This is a genomic window from uncultured Lutibacter sp. (assembly GCF_947495725.1).
In the GTDB taxonomy this organism is placed as follows: domain Bacteria; phylum Bacteroidota; class Bacteroidia; order Flavobacteriales; family Flavobacteriaceae; genus Lutibacter.
In genome coordinates this window covers 171474-195882 of record NZ_CANLZZ010000001.1, presented here as the reverse complement: position 1 = coordinate 195882, position 24409 = coordinate 171474, and the positions used below count along the sequence as shown (strand labels likewise).

General features: G+C 29.7%; 25 protein-coding genes. 5 read left to right on the top strand and 20 right to left on the bottom strand.

The genetic code is table 11. The features are described 5' to 3' along the window. Positions 1–37 precede the first annotated feature (37 nt). From Q0776_RS00775 to Q0776_RS00760, 4 genes are all read left to right on the top strand, one after another. On the top strand, positions 38–1549 hold the full coding sequence (locus Q0776_RS00775) for an alpha-L-fucosidase (protein ID WP_298363666.1): 1512 nt from the start codon (positions 38–40) through the stop codon (positions 1547–1549). Positions 1550–1581: 32 nt separating this feature from the next. After that, a complete protein-coding gene (locus Q0776_RS00770) occupies positions 1582–3327 on the top strand; it encodes a glycoside hydrolase family protein (protein ID WP_298363665.1) in 1746 nt (581 codons plus the stop codon). Between the two features lie 56 nt (positions 3328–3383). Then, positions 3384–3827, top strand: a complete 444-nt coding sequence (locus Q0776_RS00765) for an alpha-L-fucosidase C-terminal domain-containing protein (protein ID WP_298363663.1) — start codon at positions 3384–3386, stop codon at positions 3825–3827. Positions 3828–3993: 166 nt separating this feature from the next. Further along, positions 3994–5505, top strand: a complete 1512-nt coding sequence (locus Q0776_RS00760) for a sulfatase (protein WP_298363662.1) — start codon at positions 3994–3996, stop codon at positions 5503–5505. Between the two features lie 34 nt (positions 5506–5539). Here the strand turns inward: Q0776_RS00760 and Q0776_RS00755 are convergent, their stop codons facing one another. The 13 genes from Q0776_RS00755 to Q0776_RS00695 form a co-directional block, all read right to left on the bottom strand. Further along, a complete protein-coding gene (locus tag Q0776_RS00755; protein ID WP_298363660.1) occupies positions 5540–5749 on the bottom strand; it encodes a hypothetical protein in 210 nt (69 codons plus the stop codon). A gap of 9 nt (positions 5750–5758) precedes the next feature. Further along, complete coding sequence (locus Q0776_RS00750; RefSeq protein WP_298363655.1) at positions 5759–8011, bottom strand: heavy metal translocating P-type ATPase; 2253 nt, start codon at positions 8009–8011, stop codon at positions 5759–5761. Between the two features lie 101 nt (positions 8012–8112). Next, complete coding sequence (locus Q0776_RS00745; protein WP_298363651.1) at positions 8113–8544, bottom strand: hypothetical protein; 432 nt, start codon at positions 8542–8544, stop codon at positions 8113–8115. A 55-nt stretch (positions 8545–8599) separates the two neighbouring features. Next, positions 8600–9319 (bottom strand): DUF3667 domain-containing protein, encoded by a 720-nt coding sequence (locus Q0776_RS00740; protein ID WP_298363644.1) that lies wholly within the window; start codon positions 9317–9319, stop codon positions 8600–8602. A 57-nt stretch (positions 9320–9376) separates the two neighbouring features. Next, positions 9377–10231, bottom strand: coding sequence for a type II CAAX endopeptidase family protein (locus Q0776_RS00735; RefSeq protein ID WP_298363642.1), 855 nt, complete (start codon positions 10229–10231; stop codon positions 9377–9379). Between the two features lie 51 nt (positions 10232–10282). Continuing rightward, positions 10283–11227 carry a hypothetical protein gene (locus tag Q0776_RS00730; RefSeq protein WP_298363641.1) on the bottom strand — a complete coding sequence of 315 codons (945 nt, stop codon included), beginning with the start codon at positions 11225–11227 and terminating at the stop codon, positions 10283–10285. Between the two features lie 162 nt (positions 11228–11389). Next, positions 11390–11596, bottom strand: coding sequence for a hypothetical protein (locus Q0776_RS00725; RefSeq protein ID WP_298363640.1), 207 nt, complete (start codon positions 11594–11596; stop codon positions 11390–11392). A 29-nt stretch (positions 11597–11625) separates the two neighbouring features. Then, positions 11626–12126, bottom strand: coding sequence for a hypothetical protein (locus Q0776_RS00720; RefSeq protein WP_298363639.1), 501 nt, complete (start codon positions 12124–12126; stop codon positions 11626–11628). Between the two features lie 143 nt (positions 12127–12269). Further along, a complete protein-coding gene (locus tag Q0776_RS00715; protein ID WP_298363638.1) occupies positions 12270–12803 on the bottom strand; it encodes an SLATT domain-containing protein in 534 nt (177 codons plus the stop codon). After that, complete coding sequence (locus Q0776_RS00710) at positions 12796–13689, bottom strand: hypothetical protein (protein ID WP_298363637.1); 894 nt, start codon at positions 13687–13689, stop codon at positions 12796–12798. The genes Q0776_RS00715 and Q0776_RS00710 overlap by 8 nt, the downstream gene beginning before the upstream one ends. Positions 13690–13819: 130 nt before the next feature. Then, positions 13820–14650, bottom strand: a complete 831-nt coding sequence (locus Q0776_RS00705) for a hypothetical protein (protein ID WP_298363635.1) — start codon at positions 14648–14650, stop codon at positions 13820–13822. 26 nt (positions 14651–14676) lie between these two features. Continuing rightward, positions 14677–15045: a hypothetical protein gene (locus Q0776_RS00700; protein WP_298363632.1), complete on the bottom strand. Its 369-nt coding sequence runs from the start codon at positions 15043–15045 to the stop codon at positions 14677–14679. Between the two features lie 426 nt (positions 15046–15471). After that, entirely contained in the window at positions 15472–16446 is a 975-nt protein-coding gene (locus Q0776_RS00695) for a glycoside hydrolase (protein ID WP_298363628.1), read from the bottom strand. A 143-nt stretch (positions 16447–16589) separates the two neighbouring features. Between Q0776_RS00695 and Q0776_RS00690 the strand changes: the two genes are divergently transcribed. Continuing rightward, positions 16590–19394, top strand: a complete 2805-nt coding sequence (locus Q0776_RS00690) for a M16 family metallopeptidase (protein ID WP_298363626.1) — start codon at positions 16590–16592, stop codon at positions 19392–19394. A gap of 221 nt (positions 19395–19615) precedes the next feature. On the opposite strand, the gene Q0776_RS00685 is transcribed toward Q0776_RS00690, so the two are convergent. The 7 genes from Q0776_RS00685 to Q0776_RS00655 all read right to left on the bottom strand — a co-directional run bounded on the left by Q0776_RS00685 (position 19616) and on the right by Q0776_RS00655 (position 24318). After that, the gene (locus Q0776_RS00685) at positions 19616–20386 is read right to left on the bottom strand and encodes a peroxiredoxin-like family protein (RefSeq protein WP_298363624.1); all 771 of its coding nucleotides are present in this window, start codon (positions 20384–20386) and stop codon (positions 19616–19618) included. A 6-nt stretch (positions 20387–20392) separates the two neighbouring features. Continuing rightward, positions 20393–21061, bottom strand: a complete 669-nt coding sequence (locus Q0776_RS00680) for a haloacid dehalogenase type II (protein WP_298363623.1) — start codon at positions 21059–21061, stop codon at positions 20393–20395. 40 nt (positions 21062–21101) lie between these two features. Then, on the bottom strand, positions 21102–21755 hold the full coding sequence (locus Q0776_RS00675; protein ID WP_298363621.1) for a DsbA family oxidoreductase: 654 nt from the start codon (positions 21753–21755) through the stop codon (positions 21102–21104). Between the two features lie 61 nt (positions 21756–21816). Further along, positions 21817–22671 carry a haloacid dehalogenase type II gene (locus Q0776_RS00670; protein WP_298363619.1) on the bottom strand — a complete coding sequence of 285 codons (855 nt, stop codon included), beginning with the start codon at positions 22669–22671 and terminating at the stop codon, positions 21817–21819. Between the two features lie 10 nt (positions 22672–22681). Then, positions 22682–23245 carry a carboxymuconolactone decarboxylase family protein gene (locus tag Q0776_RS00665; RefSeq protein WP_298363617.1) on the bottom strand — a complete coding sequence of 188 codons (564 nt, stop codon included), beginning with the start codon at positions 23243–23245 and terminating at the stop codon, positions 22682–22684. A gap of 11 nt (positions 23246–23256) precedes the next feature. Continuing rightward, a complete protein-coding gene (locus Q0776_RS00660; protein ID WP_298363615.1) occupies positions 23257–23691 on the bottom strand; it encodes a hypothetical protein in 435 nt (144 codons plus the stop codon). A gap of 66 nt (positions 23692–23757) precedes the next feature. Beyond that, positions 23758–24318: a TetR/AcrR family transcriptional regulator gene (locus Q0776_RS00655; RefSeq protein WP_298363613.1), complete on the bottom strand. Its 561-nt coding sequence runs from the start codon at positions 24316–24318 to the stop codon at positions 23758–23760. Between the last annotated feature and the right edge of the window lie 91 nt (positions 24319–24409).

The following is a 24409-nucleotide window of genomic DNA, read 5'->3' as shown; positions in this document are numbered from 1 at the left end:
ATTAATCACTAGAAACAATTGTAAAAACAAACATTTTATGAGAACCTTTGTTTTATTTTTGATATTGATAAACACTTGCATAATTGTAAATGCACAAAATAAATATACTCAAGACTGGGAATCGCTAAAAAAACATGAAGCCGCACCTGAATGGTTTCGAGATGCTAAAGTTGGTGTATACTTTACTTGGGGACCTTATTCAATTCCTGCAAGTGGAGGAGAATGGTATCCACGCTGGATGTACACTCCAGGAATAAATAATAGAGGGCAAAAAACCTATGATTATCATCAAAAAAACTTTGGGCCAAATTATCATTACCACGACTTCTGTAAAGATTGGAAAACGCCAAAATTCGACGCAAAGGAATGGGTCGATGCTTTTGAAGATATGGGCGCAAAATATATTGGAGCAATTGCTGAACACCACGATGGATTTTCACTCTGGGATAGTAAAGTTAATCCTTGGAATGCCAAAGCAATGGGACCGAAAATTGATATTATTGGAGCTATTAGCAAAGAAACACGTAAAAGGGGATTGAAATTTATGGCAACTTTTCATCATGGGTTTAATATGATGTATTATCCAAAATCTGAGAATTCTTTTGTTAGACCTATGAGTCGTTACAATATGATGGAAAAAGGCGATTTCTTGTATCCTAAAGGAGGAGATTATGACAAACTTTATGGAAACCTTTCATATGAGTCTGCGCACAAATATTGGCTGCAAAAGCTAGATGAAGTAATTGACCAATACAGTCCAGATTATATTTGGATGGATTTTGGTCAACGGTTTTTAAAAGATGAATATCTTCAACAGTTTTTGGTAAATTATTTTAATCACGCTATAGACAAGAACAAAGAAGTTATAGTAAACACCAAAGGTGGATTTTTTCCAACTGACTTGGCGATTATTAATGTGGAACGTGCTACCCTGCCAGACATTTCTAAATTTACATGGGTTTCAGACTTTAAACTGGGCTCAAATTGGAGTTACAACCAATTTAATAGAACGGCAATTAACCCACAAAAAGCACTTCGAATTTTAGCTGATATCGTAAGTAAAAACGGAACAATGATTTTTTGTGCTGCACCTATGGCAGATGGAACTATCCCTCCAGAACAACTTGCAACAATGAAAAAGATTGGTGAATGGTTGAAACTATATGGTGAAGCAATTTATAAAACGAGACCTTTTGTCGCTTATGGCGAAGGTGTAACCAAGATTGTAAATGATTTAGATTATGAATGGAATACTTACAAGTTAGTTCGTACTGGATTATGGGAATTAAACTCAGGCGATATTCGATTTACTTCAAAAGGAAATACTGTTTATGCTATTCAATTAGGATGGCCTGGAGAAAATAAAACAGTACTTATGGAAACATTTTCAGGTAATGCTAAGCATTTCAAAATAAAATCTATTTCAGTATTGGGAAGCAAAGAAAAAATAAAATGGAGAAAAACTAATGAGGGATTAAAGGTTATAACCCCATCACAAAAACCGAAAGAAGCAGATGCGGCAATTGTGTACAAGATAATTTTAAAATAAATCTTCCATTCTTCAACTTAAAATATAAATCAATGAAAATAAAACATCTAACTCTGTTGTTATGCTTTCTTCAAATTACTATTAGTGCGCAAAAAAGTAATTCAATAATAAGTGACACTCGCATCCACGTTATTGAGCGTAATGCTCCGTCAAAATGGGATAGTTTAGTATATGGTGGTCGTTTTTTAGATCGATACTTACCTATGCCCGACCTAGGAGGAATAACAGACAACACTTGGGGAGGTAATAATGTTGTTCCTCGAGAAGTTAATAATGGAATTGAAAATCCAGTATATGATTATTGGGGTGGAAATGCCCGATTAGCTGACGATGGTAAGTACCATTTATTTGTTGCACGTTGGCCACAAAGTACAAGACGACTAAACAAAGGTAAGTTTATACATAACCGTACACATTTACCTTTTGGTTTTTCCAATACCGTGCATGCAATAGCTGATAATCCATTTGGTCCATATAAGGTAATCGATGATTTAGGATATGGACATAATACAGAATGGTACATTTCTAAAGAAGGGAAATACGTTGTTTATGTTATTCCCTATGCTTATGTATCTGATAATGTGACTGGACCTTGGACACGCTATACATTAGAATATGATAGTCGTGACCGCCGTGATCCTAATGCTCCAGGTGATTACCTTACAAATAATACTTTTGCACAGCGAGAAGATGGTTCATTTTTAATGGTAAACCGACATGGGGATGTTTGGTTTAGCAAAACAGGGATGACATCCTATCAAAGAGTTTCAACAGATTGCATTTATCCAAATGTAGATGGAGAATTTGAAGATCCCGTTATTTGGCGTGATAACATTCAATATCATTTAATTGTAAATGATTGGCAAGGACGTATTGCTTATTATATGCGATCTAAAGATGGTGTTAAATGGAAATGGGATGATGGAGAAGCTTATATTCCAGGAATAACTGTTCAAAAAAATGGGATTAAAGAAGATTGGTATAAATATGAACGAATAAAAGTTACTCAGGATAAGTATGGAAGAGCGTTTCTTGCTAATTTTGCTGTGTCGGATACCATAAAATATCTTAATAAAGCTAATGATAATCACGGATGTAAAAACGTATTTGTACCTCTTACTGTTGGCCGATTATTGAGTATTGAAAATAAAAAACCCATTAATTCAAAAACAAAAACGATAAAAGTTAAGGTACTTGCAGAGGATAACTTTAATCCACATACCGACATCGATTTTTCTTCACTAAGTTTTGGAGCTCCTGAAAAGGTTGATTATGGAAAAGGTTGTAAACTCCAAAAAACAGAAAAAGCGGGTAATGATTTAATCTTAGTATTTAATGGAGAAGGAAATGGTATTACAAATAATAATTTTACAGCCAAACTAATAGGAAAAACATCTAAAGGAAAATTATTATTCGGTTTTTCTCATTTACCGGGTGTTAATTATTTAGAGCCAATTCTATCTACTCGAATACCAGTTTTCACTAAAAAAGAAACGTTAACCAACGTAAGTGTAGTAATCGAGAATTTTGGACAAGTTAACTCTCAGGAATGCGAATTAGTTGTAATTATTAAAAAAGATAATTCTATTATTGAAAAAATTCCTTCAAAAGTTCCTGGCATAGCTCCTTTCGAGCAATTTGAAGTTAAGTTAAATAGTAAGGTGGCCTTCAAAGAAAACACTCAATATGCAGTTTCAACAATTATATATCATAAAGAACTGAAGCCTTCTATATTATCTAAATTCGTTGTAATTGGTAATGACTCATCAGGAGATTAGGATACAAAATTTCATTGTATTTTCAATGAAAAAATAGGTCCTTAAATGTTCCGCCATTGGCAAATGGCTCTTTTCCTGAAGAAACTAAAAAAGAATTGTATGCAATGGGAGCTTGGTTAAAAATTAATGGAGAAGCTATTTATAATACCATTCCTTGGGTGTTTTTTGGTGAAGGCCCAACCGAAGTTACTAATCCTGGACACCACGGACAAGGAAAAAACCACGGCGAATTAATTCCTAAATATACTGCTGAAGATATACGATTTACTCAAAACGGTAAAAACTTGTATGCAATTTGTATGGATTGGCCAGGAGATCAAATTGTTGTTAGAACCCTTGGAAGTAACGGAAAATTATATCCTAATGATATTAAATCGATTACATTATTAGGTTCAAATGCAAAACTTAACTGGAAACAAACAGAAAAAGGTTTGATAGTGAAATTTCCAACGGAAAAACCTTGTGATTTTGCGTATGTTCTAAAAATTGAAAGATATTAAATAATAAGAATTGTTCTACATTATTTTACTTAAAACTATATTTAAGTAATTGAGGTTATATAAAATAGGTTAATTTGGGTATCTTATAAAATTATATATATTTGTATGATGTAATACATATAAAGTGTGTTATAAATTCAAGAGCTTTAGTTAAAACACCTATTTTATGAGATTAAATCACCACTTCAAAATTCTTTTATTTTTAGTATCAATATGTTTTGTTTCTTGTAGTGAAAAAAAAGTGGAAGCTCTTATTGAACAACCTAATATTGTATTTATAATTGCAGATGATGTTGGTTGGAATGATATTGGTCCTTATGGAAATAATAAAGTTAAAACACCAAATTTAGACAAGTTAGCTAAAGATGGTATGTTATTTACTGAGGCATTTTTAACCACCAGTTCTTGCAGTCCTAGTAGAACAAGCATAATTTCAGGATTGTATCCTCATAATACAGACGCAGAACAATTATCTTGGCCTTTACCCGAGAATAAAAAAACTTTTGTTGAAGAGTTAAAAAAAGCGGGTTATTGGACAGGATTGGCAGGGAAATACCATATGGGAGATCCTGTTAGAGATGATTTTAATTTGCTTTTAGAAATGCAATGGAAAGATGCTCCAATTGGACTTGATAGACGTTTGGTTGGTGATGGAAGTGGATGTGATGATTGGCTAAAATTATTGAGACAGCGACCAAAAGACAAGCCTTTTTTTACTTGGTTAGCTTCATTTGATGCTCATAGACCATTTTATGATGGTATGAGCGAGAATCCGCATAATCCTGAAGAAGTAGTTTTACCTCCATATGTGCCAGAAACAGAATTGGTAAAAAAAGATTTTGCTCTTTACTATGACGAAATTACTAGAATGGATAATTATATTGGGAAAGTAGTTGCTGAGTTAGAGGCTCAAGGCGTTTCTGATAACACAATAATACTTTTTATTTCAGATAATGGTAGAGCTTTTCCAAGAGATAAAACAACACTGTATGATGGAGGTATAAAAACTCCTTGGATAGTAAAATGGCCTAAAAAAGTTAAACCTAACACTGTAAATCATAATCTTGTAAGTTCAATTGATATTGCCCCTACTTTTATGAAATTGGCAGGGTTGGTGCCTTTAACAGATTTTGAAGGGGTCGATTTTACACCGTTATTAAATCAATCAAAGGAAGGTGTAAGAAATGAAATTTATGCAGAGGACCATTTCCATGATTTTGAAGATTATACCCGAGCTGTTCGTACAAAAAAATATAAATATGTAAAAAATTACTATCCAGATTTACCAAATACACCTTCAGCAGATGTAATTAGAGGTAGAAGTTGGCAAAGTATGAAAGAGGAAAAGGAGAAAGGAACGTTAAATATAGCGCAATTAAAATGTTTTGAAATTCCAAGAGCAGAAGAGGAACTTTTTGATATTGTAGCCGATCCAAACGAACTTCATAATTTAGCAACAAGTCCAGCATATGCTGAAGCTTTAGAGAATATGCGCTCGTTGTTAAATACTATTAGAGTAACCACAAATGATGTTCTTCCAACAGAAAGAACACCAGATGATTTTTTTAGAGAAACGGGATTACCAACTAAGTACAGAATTAGACCAAGACCTTCAAAAGCCGTGTATATGAAAGCTCGTAAGGATGGTGTTGTTTTAATGAATCCTGATATGAAATAGAAAGAAAATTATAACTACTTTAAAATGCCTTAATTTAAATTGTTTCAATAATAAAACCAGCTTTTTTTACTACTTCAATTACTATTTTGTCATTATTGTCATCAAGTACTACTTCTAAAATTTTATCCGGATTATCGGTATCCACTTTCCAAGTGTCTATATTATCTAATTCGTTTAAAAAAGGAGTTACTGTTTTAATGCAATTTCCACAGTTAATATTTGTTTTGAATTTTACAGTTTTCATAATTGTTTTTTAATTAATGGATTGTTTTTTTAAGCGTAAACTATTAGTTACTACAGAAATTGAACTCATTGACATTGCTGCGCCCGCAATCATTGGATTCAATAAAAATCCAAACATTGGGTAAAATATTCCTGCGGCAACTGGAATAGCAATAATGTTGTAAATAAATGCCCAAAACAAATTCTGTTTAATGGTTTTCATTGTGGCTTTTGATAGTTTTATGGCTTTTACTATTTGTGTTAAATCGGAATGAATTAGTGTTATACTTGCACTTTCCATTGCAATATCTGTACCACTTCCCATCGCTATTCCAACGTTAGATTGTGCCAATGCAAGCGAATCGTTTATACCATCTCCAGCCATTGCTACAACTTTTCCTTTTAGTTGCAATTCTTTTACAAACTTACCTTTATCAGCAGGCATTACATTTGCTTTAAAATGTTTTATTCCAACTTTATGTGCAATTTCAGAAGCTGTTTTTTCATTGTCACCAGTAAGCATATATACTTCAATACCCATTTGCTGAATTTGTTTAATAGCTTCTGTTGTTCTTTCTTTTAATTGGTCGGCAACTGCAATAATTGCAACAGCTTTATTGGCTTTACCAAAGTAAACAACGGTTTTTGCCTCTGCAGTTAATTCTTGTGCACTTATTTTAAGCTTTTCAGAAATAATAACCTTATTCTCATACATTAGATTTTCATTTCCAACTAAATAAGTAACATTATCAATGGTTATTTTCGCACCCATTCCGGTTATGCTTTCAAAAGATTGGGATTGGATAGCTGAAATATTTTCTTGCTTTAAGTTTTGAACGATGGCTTCAGCAATTGGATGTTCGGATTGCGATTCAATTTCAAGTAAAATAGATTTTAGTTCTTCATGATTATTGTTTTCATTCCAAATAATGTCAGTTACTTTTGGTTTGCCTTCTGTTATAGTTCCTGTTTTGTCTAGTATTAGAGTATCTATTTTATATGCGGTTTCTAAAGCTTGGGCATCTTTTATTAAGATTCCTTGTTCGGCTCCTTTTCCAATTCCAACCATTAAAGCAGTAGGAGTTGCCAATCCTAAAGCACACGGACAAGCAATAATAAGAACCGTTATTAATGAAAGAAGTGCGTAACTAAATGGTGGATTTGGACCAAATACATACCAAACAGCAAAAGTTAACAGTGCAATTCCAATTACAATAGGGATAAATATACCAGCAATTTTATCTACCAATTTTTGAATGGCTGGTTTACTTGATTGCGCCTGTTGTACCAATTTAATAATATGAGAAAGCAATGTTTCGTCTCCTATTTTTTGAGCGAAAATTCTTAATGAACCTTTTTGATTGATGGTTCCAGCAATAACAGCATCACCCTTTTTTTTAAAAACAGGAATTGGCTCTCCTGAAATCATACTTTCATCAATAAAAGATTCACCTCTTTTTACTTTGCCGTCAACAGGTACTTTATCTCCTGGTTTTAAAACTATTAAATCACCTTTAATAATTTCTTTGTTAGCAATAATTTGTTCTTCTCCGTTTCTTATTACAGTTACTTGTTTTGGAGTTAAACCCATTAGTTTTTTAATAGCTGATGAGGTTTTACTTTTTGCGCGCTCCTCTAAAAAACGACCTAACAAAATAAGTGTAATAATTACAACTGCCGATTCGAAATACACATGTGGCGTTACACCTTTACTTAGAAAAAATTGTGGATATACAGTATTGAAAACACTAAAACTAAACGCAACGCCTGTACTTAATGCAACCAACGTATCCATATTAGAAGAAAAGTGTTTTAAACGTTTCCAAGCAATAGTGAAAAATTCGGAACCACTCCAAAATAAAACAGGTATGGACAATGCCATCATTATCCAGTTTTCATATGGTATTTTCCCCATAAAAAACATGGCAATACAGAAAACTGGAACGGAAAAAATGGCTGCAAAAATTAGTTTCGATTTTAAAGTTTTAAGTCTTTTTTCTTCATTACTATTAAAAGTTTCTTGTGCTTCAGTATTTTCCCCAGTTATAATTTCATAGCCGATGTCTTTTGCAGTTTTTTGTATTATTTCTTTTGAAACAATAGCTTCATTAAATTCTACAGCAATAGATTGATTTGGGTAATTAACTGAAACTTGTATTATTCCTTTTAAAGGTTTTAGGTTAGATTCAAGGCTTATGGCACAAGAAGCACAGGTCATACCCGAAACTTTGTAAATTTCGTTTCGTGTACTAGATGTATTTTTAACTTCTTTAGTTGTTTCCATAACTCCCAATTAAATAATAAGTTTCAATGCAAAGTTAGGAATAAATGAAAGGTAATAGGTATATAATTTTGGTTAGAAGTTACATTATTTTTAGCTGAGATTTATAATTCTTGTTTTATGCCTTTATTATAAGTTTCGATAGTTTTTAATGTTCCATTTTTAAGGTAGTGTTTAAACTCACCATTCTTTACACCATTTGTATCATATGTTTTTATGGTTTTTATTGTGCCATTTTTATAATAAGAAATCCATTTGCCAATACTTACTCCAGTTTCAGGGATAAAAGTTCCTGTTTCTTTTAATTCACCCGATTCAAAATATTTTTTTATAGAATTTTGTTCCCAGTTAATGGTATAATCCAAAGCACCATTATCTAATTTATATTGCCATTCACCAATAGGAAAACCATTTTTATCAACCTTACCAGTTTCTGTAGTTTTTCCGCTAGCATAATTATATTTTTCAACTAGTTTTTGGGCATTTGAGTAGTTGAAAATTAATGTTATTACTAAAAATAAAAGTGTTTTCTTCATAATTTAGATTGGATTAAATGTTAAATGATGTTTTTTTTTTAAAATAATGTAAATGCTATTTAACAACAATAAAATCAATAAATAGTCCTAAAGCAACGGCTAAGATACTAAAAGTAAACATTCCTAAAAAATAAGCTATAAATGCTTTTAAATAGCTCATTTTCTTTCTTTTATCGAAAAATTGACCAATTGACCAAGTACAATATATAATGCCTATTATACCCGAAATTTGCATTAATTTAATAGATGTTATTCCTTCTAAAATTCCAAAAAGAGCATAAATTAACATTCCCATTCCCATAACAAAACATAGTAAAATTAAGAGTTCGAAAAAGTTGTAATGATATTTTCTGAAAAATACTTTTAACCATAAAACAATAAATATACCCATAATTATATTTGCATATCCATAATTATTTTGAACCCAATTAAAAATAGCGGTTGTAGCAGATTCTGTGGTACTTTCGAAATTTACGTAACCATCTTCAATTTTAAAAAATTGGCTTAATATGGTATAGATTAAAGAAGTAATTATTAAAAAAATAATTGGTTTTACAAGCCTGTTTCTGTCTTCGGCAATAAAGGTTTTTATACTTTTACCCGGATTTATAGTTAATTCTTTTATGGTAAAAAGTATGCCTTTTTCAAAATTTAAAACACTTCCTATTTCATGTAAAATATAAGTTCCATCAATTCTTTTTACTACTGTTTTTCGCCCGCAATTTGAACAAAAATTGCCAGTAATTTCTGAGTTACAGCTTTTACAAGTTTTCATTATAAAAAATAGTTATTTGTTTTAAAAGTAATTAAAATTAAATAACTACCTATAATTTTAAATAGAATGATGCCTAGGTTTAGGTTTGTTATAGTAAAAAGCAATTCCTATAATTGCTATTATCATTGCAATAACGGATAGGATTGATCCTTCAAATCCAAATGCTCCACCATTTAATAATGAGTTTTCGGTAATGCTAAATTCAATTATTGAATATGTATCTTGTCCGCTTACATTAAATCCAAAAAGTGTTTGAAATAAATTCCAACTTAAATGTAAGGCAATTGGAAACCATAAATTTTTAGTGTAGATGTAGGATAAGCCCAAAAGAATACCGGCTAAAAAAATATTGGTCATACTAAATAAATCAATGTTTGGATTAAAACCGTGCATTACTGCAAATATTAATGAGGAAACAATAAGTGCTACATATTTATTAAATGAAATCATTAAATTACGAAGTACATAACCTCTTAATAACATTTCTTCCATAACAGATACAATTGTAAACAGAAGTATTGAAAGCACAATTTCTTTAGAGTTAATTATTGTTTTTTCATAATTAATTTCTCCTAAATACTGCAATAAAAAATAACCAGAGGACATAATTACGGCTCCAATTACAATTCCAGTAATAAAATCAGACAGTCTGTTTTTGGTGTCAAAGCCAAGATTTATAAGCTTTTCCTTTTCTATAAATTTCATAAAAACCAATATAACTAAAAATGTAGCCAACAAAGAAGAAAACGACATAATTACTTGTTGCTCTATAGTTTTTTGAGCCTCAATATTTGTCATATCCAAGCCACTAACAAGAGCGCCAATTAATTGAAAAATTGCAACAACAAAAATGTAGGGTATAATAATTAGTAATACTCTTTGCCAACCTCTGTGTATATTTTTGTTTTCCATTTTGTTAATTTCTATTAGAATCTTAAGTTTTGTGATTAAGATTTATTTTGATTAATAAAAAGCTTGTGCATCTTTCTTAAATTTCTTTCGCTCTCTTTTAGTAAATTCCTTAAACCTTGTATTTTCATCCATTTCAACAAGATATTCATTGTTGTGTTGTAATAAAATGGGTCCGTTTGAACTGTAAAAATAAGGGTTTACGTGTTCTAGTCTGCTATCCGATTTTAAAGTGCGCTCTTCTCCCGTATTAAGAGATGCATCTTTTAAATAAGAAACACTAAAATACAATCGGTATATAGCATTATTAAAAATACTTAGAGTTCCTAATTTTGTGTTAGGGTATACTGTTTGTCCTAGTTTAACAAAAATTGAATTTTTATTAAAACCAGTGTAGTATGCTACCGTTCCATCGCTATGTTCAACTAAAATTTTGTTCATACTACTTGTGTATCTGTACATATCTAATGAGTCAGTTTCGAACTTGTTAATTATTTCTATAACAATACCTTTTCGCATATTACAAATTGTATCTGCACTATTTCTATCAACAATAAAAGATTTCCAATTGGTAGATTTTTCGGCATTAAAATATTTTTCTTTTAAGCTTATGGCTTCTATTATTTTAACTGTTTCACCTACCTTAAAAGGAAGCACATAATTAAAATCTTTATCAATTTTAGGATTTGGTTTTCCTCTAATTGAAGAGTATTTGTATGAAAAAACAATATGATTTTGGTCGTTTATTGGCCTAAGTTTAATTAAGTTTCCCGAACTATTTTCTACTACTTTTTTTACGGTAGATTGGTAACAATTTTCTAAAGTTGGAAATTCTAATTTAATAAAATAACTTCCTGGTAGTTCTTTTGTAAATGAAAAGTCTATAGATTTATCGGGGTTACGTACATAAGTAATTTTAATATTGTTTGTTTGAGCACAAAGGTTTTGATAATTTCCTAAAATTAGGAAGATTGTTATTACATAAAGTATCTTTTTCATAACGTTTATTTTTAAATACCGTTAATGTATTTATGAAGGTTGATTTCGCAATTTTTTTTGAAAGTTTTAAACTTTAAATAGTAGGTTAAATGTAGGTAAATTTTGTAATTATTTAGTTGAAAATAATTGGAAGTTTTGTAAAAAAAAAGTAATTAAAAATAATTATTTGTTTTCGAGTTCTATTATTCTTGATTTTAGTTGCTCGTTTGAGCTTTCAAGTAATTTAACCTTACTTTCAAGGTTATTAATTTTAGTAATTGTTTGCTTTATTTCAGTTTCAAGAGACTTAATTCGAGCTTCCTTACTTGGATTTATATTACAGCTAAAGATAAATAGGGAACACGTGGTAATTAATAATATATTTTTCATAATAAGGTTTTTTTAGATTGTTTAACAAATCAATCAGTTATTTCGGTTTCCATATAATACAGAATTTTTGGTACAGTATCTTTGTGAAAACCAATATAATTATATAGTTGTTCAGTTGCAGATACTCTATCTGTAAGTTTAATAATTTTATGCGATTCAATTTTGTTATCCTTGTAGGTTCTCTTCACCCAATATTGGTTATCAATATTTATATACTCAGCATATAATTTAGAAATTGAATCCATTTTTAAAAACGTGTTATAGTTCCAATATCCGTTGTCATTTTTTTTATACTTTTTCTGGTAAGATTTGCAACGCTTTACAAAATCTAAATACACATATTCCGTCTTTCCAATTTGATCATTAAATCTATCAAAGCAGAAGCAGTTTCTAGCAACAGTATCATTTTCTACAATGGCATAGTTAGTGTTCATAAAATCGGGTAGTTTGTTAGTTTTATCAGTTGTTTGTCCAAAATTTATTATTGGAAAAAACAGGATTGCTAAATATATAAATTTTAATGTTTTCATTACTTTTTCACTTATTAATTACAACTATTTATATAAATTTTAAAATTATGTAGCCTTTATTCAGGACGGGTCATAATGTTTTACAACGTGTTAGAATATGAAAAGTTGCGGGTTTTAAACTCAATTTATCGTTTGTTAAATGGTTATAATTTAATATCGGGTAAAAAATCCAACTCTTTAGGGTATTTCCCAAATGATTTTATCTTATTTTTACCTTTTTTAAAATTTTTATCAGAGGTATTTATTGCATCTAAATTTTCCCATTCTTCTTTAACTAATTCAATTCTGCTTTTTGTTTCTGTTACGGAAAATTTTGTTGTTAGAATAAATTCAATTCGATGTCTCAATCTTTCATAATTACTCCCTGTATTTTTGTGTTGTTCAGCTTTTTCATTTGGTTTGAGAAATGTTTGAAGTCCAGTTAATAATGCAACTATTGTTGATGAAAAAGCAATAAAAAAATTTTGCTTTAAGAAAAAGGGTAATTTTTTATAAGTTTCAACCTCAACTTCTGGAAATCTGAAACTAAATGCAATAATAGTTGACAAAACAAATGCTCCATAACCAATCCATCGATGAACTTTAACCCATTTTATAGATTCAAATCTATGTGCATATTCAAGTTGATGTACTTTTCGCATCCAATCAAGAAGCATTTTTCTTTGGTCTTTATTCATAATTTTCAATGATGTTATTTATTTTCTTGATTAAGTAAGTTGCGTCTATGTGCATTTTTCGGTTTATTTTGGACTCATTTATATTCATAGGGCCAACAACGAAAGAATTTTCAGCTACTCCATTTTTCGCTGTAAATGAAAATATTGTTGCAGATATTCCATTTTCTTCTAGATTCAAAGATTTGTGATAGTCTCCACGTTTAATTTTATATGTACTAAAAGGAAAATAAACTTCATCTGATATTTGTTCAATTTTTACATTTTCCCCAGTGTTTTTAGCAATACTTGTATGTTGATTTATTGCGTTAAGCGTTTTATTGTACTCTACAGTAAAAAGTGAGGCATTATTATAAGCAATATTTTCATTTATTCGATATCTTTGGTTTCCAATTTTTCCAATAAGTGGCCAACTTTGAGCTAAAAAAGAATGAGTGTGAATTGAAAAAGTTTCACTCTTTTTTTTGTCAAAATATTCTATTAAACTATCATCCCAAATATGAAGTCTAATAAAGTCAAAATCTTTCATTTCTTTGTCATATTTAAAAAGAGGTATCGATAAAAAACCTTGAGATCCAATTGAAGAAATTGTTGCGATCGTTGGTATAATACTCAAAGATTCAGAAATCAATTTCCAGATTTTAATAATATCTAATTCAGAATCAGCATTCCTAGCTTTTTGAATTGCTTTTATTGCTAATATTCTTTTTGAAATTGATTTTTCATAAATATTTTCAGTTTCATTAGAAAACTTTTCTAAAACTTCAAAACTCCCTTTATCGAATTCTTGAATTAAGTTAGAATCAAAGTTCTCAATTGTTGGTAAATTATCCTCAACATCTATTGCAAAGCATCTGTTTATTGAATCTAATGTTTCTTTGAATTTCATATCTTTTTCTATTACAGTTAACGGGTTAGGCTAAGGAAAGTTGCGGTTGGTAAACCGTAATTTTCCGATGTTTGTTATTAGGTTTCTTTGTTTGTCGGATTGTTCTTATCATTAAATGTAGCAATTTTTTTTAGCCATTGTTAGCTGTAGGCATTTTATTCTCAAGATTCTTCATCATTTCATCTATTGACATATTTGGGTCTTCTGCAACTTGTTCCATTATCAAGCCAATATTATTGTTTAAAATAATGTCAAATTGTTGATTCATTATTTCTTTATTATCAGGGTTCTCTAACTCCTTTTTAAATTCCTCAAAACTCGGTTTATTGGTGCCATCAGGTACAACATCCATCATAAAATCATAATAATTTTCGAGCATTTCATTTTTAATATCATCGATATTTTGCTCATCTTGACTATTCAATTTTTTCAATATTTTTTTAGAATTTCTTTTATTAATTTCCTTTGAAATCTCTTTTAAATTTTCCTCAATATCTTCGATTGTATCTAATAAATAAGTTGTCTGAATTTTGTCGTTAATTTTGGATTCATTTTTAGAGTTTATAAATGGCAAAATGAAATTTTTTCTGATATAATCAAATCTTTCACCTATTCCACTTAGATCGTAATATACGATTGGATCATATTCTTTGAGGAGTACAATTGAATTGGTTAATTCTTCAAAGCATTTATCATTTATCATATCTGATTTAAAAAAGACAAAGTTGAGAGCTTTAAAAGGAATCGGTAAGTCAGCTTTTTTTAAAGAAGACATTTTTTTAAGAAACCATAAATAATTCCAAACATCAAGCATATTTGAAATAACAATATTTAGTTTTTTCTCTTTTACTATATCAACATCTTTTTGTTTTCCTTTTATTGCAATAAAATAAGTTAATAAAGCTGCCACAATTGGACCAAGTATTATCCAAACATCTTTTAATATTTCTAATTCAATCATTTTTTCAATAGTTACAATTTACTTTTTTATTTTTCAAGTTTAAAATCTTGATTACTTTCAAATATGATTTTCATTTTAGTCTCAAAAATATTTTTTGATATAAATCTGACTAAAATATCCTCATTTTGATTTAATCTTTTAAGTAATTTTTCAGTGATTAATTTATCTGAGAAGCTTATATTTTCGAGGTTTTCAACCTTTTTTTCTAAACGTTCTAAATCATCGTTTGAATCAGTTTTAATTCGAGCGTTAGTTATTTTAAGAAAATCTAATTCTAAAATGTTTTCCTTTTCGTTAAGATATTTTATGTTTGAACAGTATAGATTATTTGAAAAATCTCCATCTTTATATAAAATAGAAATGTAAGTTGTTCCTTTTCTTAGAGTTATATTCATAGTGTTTTTTTGCTTACAGCTAACTTGTTATATCCTTAATAAATATGCTGTTTATTAGGTTAAATACCGAGATAAAAACATCTTTTATCGGATATAAAATACAAGTACTTAATAAGTAGCAATTTTTAAGATTTGTATTCAAATATACAATTTTAAACAGAAATAATTATGTGATTGTATATTTTTAAATTTTGTTATTTAAGGCAATTTAAGTTAACAACAAATTACTAAACTAGCCGGTTATATCCATTTTGTTTATGAATACCAGTTTCAACGTCAGTTCGAGTGATTTTTGATAAAAAATTGTATCGAGAACCATTGTTTTACTAAAATTTCTATTCTCGATACTAATAATAGATTTTACAACCTATTATTCACTTGAATTAACGAAATTTTTCAGAAAAGAATAAGAAGTTAAACTAAAAGCTAATTGTCAATTAGTTTCCAAGTTCTAACCCAATCGTATTTTGTAGTTCTATTTTCAAAGCTACCAGTTAAACCGCCATCTGTTGGAACAGGATTCCAGTCGTACGTTTCAGTTACTAATCTGTAATACATTGGCAGGCTAAACTCCTCAACTGGGTTCACTATTTTTTGTAATTCACCATCTAAAAAAAACAAAATTTCTGTTGGGCTTTTCCACCAAGCAGCGTACACGTGATAATCTTCGTAAACTATATCGGCTACTGTGGTGTTTCCTTTAGAACCTTCTTTAGTTTCTGCACATTCTGCATTTCTACTATGCGTATTAGAGTGCATTCCTCTATTAAAAGTACTAGCCCAATTAGCGCTGGTTGTTATTTCTCCTACGCATTCTTGTATATCTAATTCTGTAGTTCTTCTGTCGCAACCTGTACCTTCGTTTCGGGTATTAATTAACCAAAACGTTGAAGACATAAAGGTTTTATTTGCTTTCATACGACACTCGAAATACATTCCAGGTGCTGCAGCGTTAATAGATCTAATAAGTCCGCCTCCGTGCGTATATGTATTTCCGTTTATTGTTTCTGTTGCTTCCAACATGTAGTTGGTAATTAATAAATTTCCATTTTCGAATGATATGGCTTCGTCTTTAAAAATTCCAGGAGCGCGTCCTACCCACGAATTTACTTTTGATGCCCATTTATCTGTATCTAAAGAGTTTCCGTCAAACTCATCGGATAGTATAGCTACTTTTTCCCAAGTTTTTCCATCTGGTTTTGGATCTTCACCGGCAATAAATGTAGGAGCTTCTCCTGTATCAGTTGGGTTTTCTTCTGTTGGGTTTTCTTCTGTTGGGTTTTCTTCAGTTGGAATCTCCTCTGTTGGGTTTTCCTCAATTATTTCCACATCATTTTCACTTTTACTACAACTAACGGTTAGTATTAGTGCTAATAAAACAACAAGTCTCAATTTCATCATAATTTAAAAAGTATATTTTCCAAATTTACAAAAAAACGTACAAAGTACATTTATTTTATTTAAGATAGTTTTAACATATGGGCTTAAGGGTAAATGAAGAACTATGAGACTTATAAGAGTAACCTAAATTTAATTAACTAAAAATGAACAAAATCTTTAATTTCATATTTTTTATAGCAATTGTTGCCACTGGAACAGCTCAAAAAATTAATTTAGAATCTGTACTTCCAACAGATGAATCCATTAAAAAAGGAGTATTAGACAACGGAATGACCTATTATTTGCATAGTACTGATGTTACCGAAAATGTAGCTTCATACTATATAATTCAAAACGTAGGTTCGGTTTTAGAAGATGACAACCAACAAGGATTGGCGCACTTTTTAGAGCATATGGCATTTAATGGAACAGAAAGCTTTAAAGGAAAAGAAATGCTAAATACGTTTCAAAAACACGGATTGGTATTTGGAAAAGATATCAATGCTTATACTTCTTTTGATGAAACTGTTTACAATATAAATAACATACCAACAACACCAGAATTAATAGAAACGGGACTTCAGGTATTACGCGATTGGTCTAATTATTTATTGTTAACAGATGAAGAAATTGATGCCGAAAGAGGCGTTATTAAAGAGGAGTGGAGAACTCGTCAAAATGGACAAATGCGTATTTTACAAAAAAATATTGGCGTAATGTTCAATAACTCAAAATACTCTAACCGTTTGCCAATTGGACTAATGGATATTGTTGAAAATTTTGATTATAAAGCATTAAGAGATTTTTATCATAATTGGTACAGAACCGATTTACAAGCTATTGCCATTGTTGGTGATTTTGATGTAAATGAAATGGAACAAAAAATAATAGAAAAGTTTAGCAAAATACCTGCTGTTAAAAATCCTATAGAACGTTTTGTTGTTGAAATTCCAGACAATAAAAAAATGAATTATAGTTTGGCTATGGACAAAGAAGTTTCTACTTCTAGTATTCAATTTTCTATTCGTAATAAAAGCTCTATAGAAAAAGAAACAGGTTTAGATTTAAGACGCAATTTAACAGATGCAATGATTTCGACTATGTTTTCTTCGCGTTTGCAAGAAAAAGCTCAAAATCCAGATGCGCCATTTTTAGGTGTAAGAGTAGGAATAAATGATATGACAAGAATGCATAAAGCTTTTAGCGTTCAAATTTCACCAAAACCAGGAAAACAACTTAGCGCCTTTAAAGCTGCAATAACAGAAGTTAATAGAGCGGTTAAATATGGTTTTACACCTGCAGAAATAGACAGAACAATTGTACAGTTTACTAGTTTTTATGAAAATCAAATTAAACGAGCAAAAGATCGTTCGCACGGTCAAATTATAAAAGTGTTTCAAAATAACTATTTAAATAATGGCTCAATGGCTAGTGCTGCGCAAGAATTTGAATTTGCAAAAGTAGTTTTTGCTGAAATAACTCCAGAAGAAGTTCATAATAGATTGAAAGAATTATATACAGATATTAATAGATCTGTATTGGTAACAGGTGTTGAAGGAAAAGAAAATTTGTCTGAAGCCGATGCTCATAGAATTATTGAAGAAGTAGAAAATAGCAATGAAATTGTAGCTTATAAAGATGATTTTGCAGGAAAAACTTTAATGAGCGGAATAAACCTTAAGCCTGGAAGAATTGCTGCAATAAATGAAAATGATGAAATTGATGCTACAACTTTTACGTTAAGCAACGGAATTAAAGTACATTATAAATTTACAAATAAAAATGAAAATACTGTTAGTTTAAACGCAATTAGCGATGGTGGAAAATCGTTAATTTTAAACGAAGATTTACCTTCTACAGATTTACTTGAAAACTTAATTCAAATGTCGGGAATAGGTGACTATTCACCAACCGAACTTAAAAAAGTAATGGCAGGAAAAACCGCTAGTGCTGATGTAAGTATTGAAGAATTAACCGAATCTATAAGCGGATCTTCGGTTACAAAAGATGTTGAAACAATGCTTCAACTGGTTCATTTACGTTTTGTAAAACCTCGTTTTGACGAGCAAGCATATCAAGTACTTCAAGGTCAAATTAAAAACTATTTAATTAGCAGAAGTCAAAACTTAAAAGAGAAAATAGCAGATAGCATTACCACTACATTGTATGGTTATAATAATCCGAAAAAACGAATTTTTAATGAAGCTTTTGTAAATGATATTTCATTTGAAAAAATAAAAAATGTTTATAAAAATAGATTTAACAATGCAGCAGATTTTGAGTTTTTTATTGTTGGAGATGTTAAGTTGGCAGATTTAAAACCATTATTAGCAACTTATATTGCCAGTATTCCTACCAATACAATTAAAGAAGAATGGGTTGATAATTCTGTAAAATGGATTGATAGCGCAATTGATAAAGATATTTATTTGGAAATGGCCGATCCTAAAAGTAAAGTTGTATTTATGATAAAAAATAAGATGGAATATAACTTAAGAAATTATTATTTATCTAAAGTTTTAGGTGATATTTTACAATTGAGATATACAGAAACCTTAAGAGAGCAAGAAGGTGGAACTTATGGAGCTGGTACTTACGCTTCTTTAAGTAAAAAACCTTTTGGACAAGGACATTTTCAAGTGCAATTTGATTGTAATCCAGATAAAGTAGAACAGTTGATTGCTATTGTACACGAGGAAATAAAAAAGATTAAAGAAGGTGTTATTTTACAATCGGATTTAGATAAAACACTTACAAATTATTTAAAGGAACGTACAGAGCAAATGAATTACAACTCATACGATATGAGTTTATTAAGAAATTATTATTTAGAGGATTATAATATGAATGATTCCAAAAATTTTAAGGATATTATTACTTCAATTAAGGCAAGTGATGTTCAAGAGTTTTTGGTGAATCTTACAACAAATTCTGAATTTTCAGAAATAGTTTTTAAACCTTTAAAATAGGTAAACATAATTGAAAGTTTTCATAATTCAATTGTGATTTGATTGTTAGTTAAGAAAAGGGGCGTTAAAAACGCCCCTTTTTTTGTTTATAAATTTAAAATCTATTGTTGTTTTAAATTGAGAATTACTTTGCAATTATAAAGCAGCAATATTTTTTTCTAGCAAAATTTAGTTTATCAATTTGCATAACACAAAGCAATAAGGATAAACTGTTTATCTAATTAATTTAGTTTTTGTAGAGCTTTTATAATCTCATTTGGTTCGGCTCTATTTCTGTAATCTGAATCTAAAAATGCGTATTGAATTATTCCATTTTTATCAATTACATAAGTTGCGGCTAAAGGCAATTCACTATCACTATTACCATTGTATTTTGACAAGCCAAAACCTTCTTCATAAATTGAAGCAACATCTAGCGTAAGTTGAAAAACTACACCATATTTTTTCCCTACAACATTATTTAAATCACTTAAAACAGCAAATTCTAATTCATGTTTTTCTGAAGTACTCAATGATTTATCTGGAACTTCTGGAGTAAGCGCAATTAAGGTTGCTCCTGCGTTTTTAAACTCAGGTAGTTTTTCTTGTAAATAGTGTAATGTAATGTTACAATAAGGACACCAGCCTCCTCTATACCAAGTTAAAATTACTGGTCCGTTTTTTAGTTCATCATACAAAGAAACAGGATTGTTTAAAGCGTTATTTAACGTAAAATTTGGAGCTTTATCTCCTACATTTAATGCGCTATCAAGTATTCCAGAGTTTTTTACATCTTCAATTCCATTAGCATAAATTTTCTTTTTTTCTTCACTTGCTTTTGCAGCAGAAGCTTTTCTTCTTACATCTAACAAAGCATCTAGTTCGCCTTTATTTTTAGTTGTTTCCATTTTAATTTCTTTTGTTGAATTCTGTTGTTTCTTTTCTTTTGTTTCACAGCTAATTGTTGTGATTGTTGCAGCTAAAATTAGGATTGATAATTTTTTTTTTAACATTTTTAATTATTTTAGATTAATAGGTAGTTGAGTAATTGTATTTATAATAGTTGTTGGTTTAATATCCCAAGGATCAAAAATAGTTTCTGAAGAACGTTTTAGCCAAGCTGTTTTTAAACCGTAAGAAGCCGCTCCAATAATATCAAATGGATTGCCCGAAATTAACCAAGAAGTTTCCTTTGTTGAATTTGTTTTTTTATTGAAATGTTCGTACACCAGTGGACTCGGTTTAAAAACTTTCACATCTTCAACACTTACAACCCCATCAAACAAATGCATTAGTTGAGCATTTATTAATAAGTTAGAAACTGCATGAACACTTCCATTTGAAAAAGCATATATTTTATGTCCATCTTTTTTAAGTGTATGAAGCCCATTATTTACATCAGCAAATGCAGGTAATACTTTGTATTCATTTAATAATTCTTCTTTTTGAGCATCAGATAAATTTACTTTAAATGTTTTACAACTAAATTCTAATGCATCTTTTGTACACACTGAAAAATCGACGAATTTATTCATTAAACCTCTTCTAAATGAATACTCTAATTGCTTATTTCGCCAGGTATCCATTACTGATTTGGCTTTGTTTCCAGTCATTTTTTCTAGTGAATTAAAAATGCCCGAAGTGTTAATTAAAGTTCCGTAAACGTCAAATGCTAGTGTGTATTTCATAGATGTTTTATTATTGTTTTTTGAAATAAAATACGCTTATTTAATTATTATTTTCATTTAATAATTGGGTTAAAACTTGTTTAAAAACGTCAACTGGCTGCGCTCCTGAAAGTGCACTTTTTCTGTTAAAAACAAATGTTGGAACAGAAGATACTCCCATACTTTGCCAAGTTTTTTCTTCTTCAATAATTTTATTAATAGCGGTTTCACTAGCTAATCTTAAAATGGCTTCGTTTTTATCTAAACCAACTTTTTCAAGTTCATCCAATAAAATAGTTCTATCTGAAATATCTTTTTTATTGCTAAAAAATGCAGCTACATATCTCAAATTTAACTCCGTTTGTTTTCCTTTTTCTTTTGCAAAATCTAATAATACATGTGCATCTCTTGTGTTTACAATCCTCATTTCATCAAAATAGTTAAATTTAAACCCCAATTCGGCCCCGTATTCTGTCATTTGTTGTTTAGATAATTTTTGATCCTCAAGACTAGAACCATACTTTTCTGTAATATGCTCTATCACATTTTGCCCTTCTTTAGGCATTTTCGGATTTAATTCAAAAGGTTGCCAATCCAATTCAATTTTATCTTGAATTCCCATGTCTTCAATCGCTTTTTCTAAACGTTTGTAACCAATAATACACCACGGACAAACAACATCTGAAACGATATCTATTTTAATTTTTTCTTTCATTTGAATATACTATTATTGAGAATTAAAAAGCGCTTTTTGTGAAACAACAATTACTGTTTTGTTATTTAATATTCATTCTAAAATAACCTTTCTGGTCGAATATTTTTACCAATTCATTTAAATCTTTTACAATATAATCTGGTTTTTTAACATTAGGATACAATACTTTTCCGGGACGTTGAATAAAAGCTGTTTGTAAACCTGCTTTTTGAGCTCCTGCCAAATCCCAAGCGTGTGCTGCTACCATTAAAACTTCATTTGGTTTAATACCTAAATCTTTTAAAACCATTTTGTACGTATCTAAATGTGGTTTGTACTTTTGGATTGCTTCAACAGTATAACTATTGTCAAAAAATTCGGTTAAACCTGCATTTTTAAATTGTGTTGCAACCCCTACAGGTGAAGAATTTGTTAAACTAACAATTCCAAAACCTTCTTTTCTTAGTTTTTTTAAACTTCCATATACATCGCTATGCGTTGGAAGTGATCTTAATGAAGTTACAATAGAATTTTTTGCATCATCATAACTAATATCAATGCCTTTTGTTTCGGCAACCATCATTAAAGCAGCGGTTCCTATTTCACCAAAACTATGATAGTTTTCAGTTAAAGTTTCAACCAATGAATAATGCAACATAGTTGAAAACCATAAGGGCAATAAATCTTCTCTTCCGTTTAAAGCCTTTCCAACCGATGTTTTTAAAGGAGTCATATCTAACAATGTCTCATTTACATCAAAAACAATAACTTTTGGTTTTGGTAACAATTGCATATTATTCGTATTATGCTTCGTTTCTTGAGCATTTAAACCTAATGAAATGGTGATTAGAAAAGTTAAAAACATACTTCTATTTAGTTCTTTTCTATTGATAATTAGTTTGGTTACAGCGCTCATATTTTTTGTTGAAATCCTCATAAATGTTTTTTTAAGCTTTTATAGTATTTTTCTTCCAAGCAAACTTTTCAAAAGCTTTATCTACTGGAGTTTTTGCTAAATGATTTGTATAATTACTAATTACTTTTTGTGAAAGACCTAAAATAATTTCTAATAAGTGACGGTTTTCATAACCAGCTGCAAAGAATTTTTCTTTTTGCTCTTCAGAAAGATGTCCACGTTCTCTTACAATTTCCAACGTAGTGTCTTGTAAAACCTGCAATTTTTCAGTTGTCAATTGTTCACCGTTTCTTAACGCTTCCGTTAATGCAGGATTTACTTTCATCATATGTGCTATTCCCGTATGTGCAGGAACACAGTAATGGCACTCGTGCTCAACATTTATACTTTGCCAAACCACTGTTAATTCCTCGGCATTGAATGACGATTGTGTGAATAATTTATGAAGTGTTTGGTAGGCTTCAAATAACTCTGGAGATTCGGCTAAAACACCATGTAATCCAGGTATCATTCCATTTGATTTTAATGATTGTTCTAATAAGCCTTTGCTTGCTTCAGGTGCTGTTTCTAAATTGTGTATGTTAAATTTTGACATATTTTTTATTTTTAACGATTTTGTATTTGTTTTTGTTTATTTAAAATGAAAATGTTTATTGCTGAAAATAGGATTATTCCTAAAGCTATATATACCAATAGCCATTTTGGCTGTATTCTAAGTGAGAATTCAGCTATTAACGCACCAACCATTGTTAGCAAACCAAATATATTACTGAAAATGGCCCAATTTGTATAAGAAATTTTATATTTAAGTTGCGCTTTATTATTGATTAAACTAAAAATGGCCGTGGATACATATCCAATTACCACCGCCGAAATAATGATACCTGTAAATATTCTAAAAAAGGTAGGGTCTATACCTAAAGGTTTAGCCATTTCAATAAAAGCTTTTACTGAAATTTCCCATCCAGTTAATTTTGAAATAGCAAATCGAGATAGAACTATTCCCATTAATAAGTTTGTAATAAATACTGTTTTTTTCATGATTTAATTATTGTTGTTTATTATGTTAAAACTAAGCGGTCGCTTAGTTAAATTTCAAAAAAAAGGTTATAAGTTTTTAAATGTCATTTCAATATAATCTTTAATTTCTTGTTCATTATTTACTCTCGCTGCGGCAGCTAAACCGTGTTTTGCCAATAGCAAATAGTTGGCTTGTTTCAAAATGGTTTCTTCATTTTTAGTAGGATCCATTTTTAACTTTTCAATAAAGATTTGTTTTAACCTATTCATAAAATCGATCATTTGATTTTTAATTTCTTCATCTTCACTCTCTACAAATTCATTATAAGTATTTGTCACTAAACATCCTTTGTAATCTAATTTATTTGTTTTTTGTATGGAATCATAAAAAAATTGTTTTATATCTGCTAATCCGTTTTTAGAGGCTTTTAATTTATTGAAAATAGCGGCATTCCTTCTTTTATATTCTTTTAAGCTTTCTACAAAAACTCCATGTTTATTACCAAAACTAGCGTAAATGGAAAATTGATTAATACCCATTTCTTTTTCTAACATTCTAACAGAAGTATTTTCGTAACCATTCCTCCAAAACAAATACATTGCTTTTTCAATTACTTCATCTTCGTTATATTGTTTTTTACGAGCCATTAATTCATAATTACAGCGCAAAACTAAGCAATCGTTTAGAAATAAAAAACTTATTTAAAGAATATTTTTAGAAATATTCTTTAATAATAAG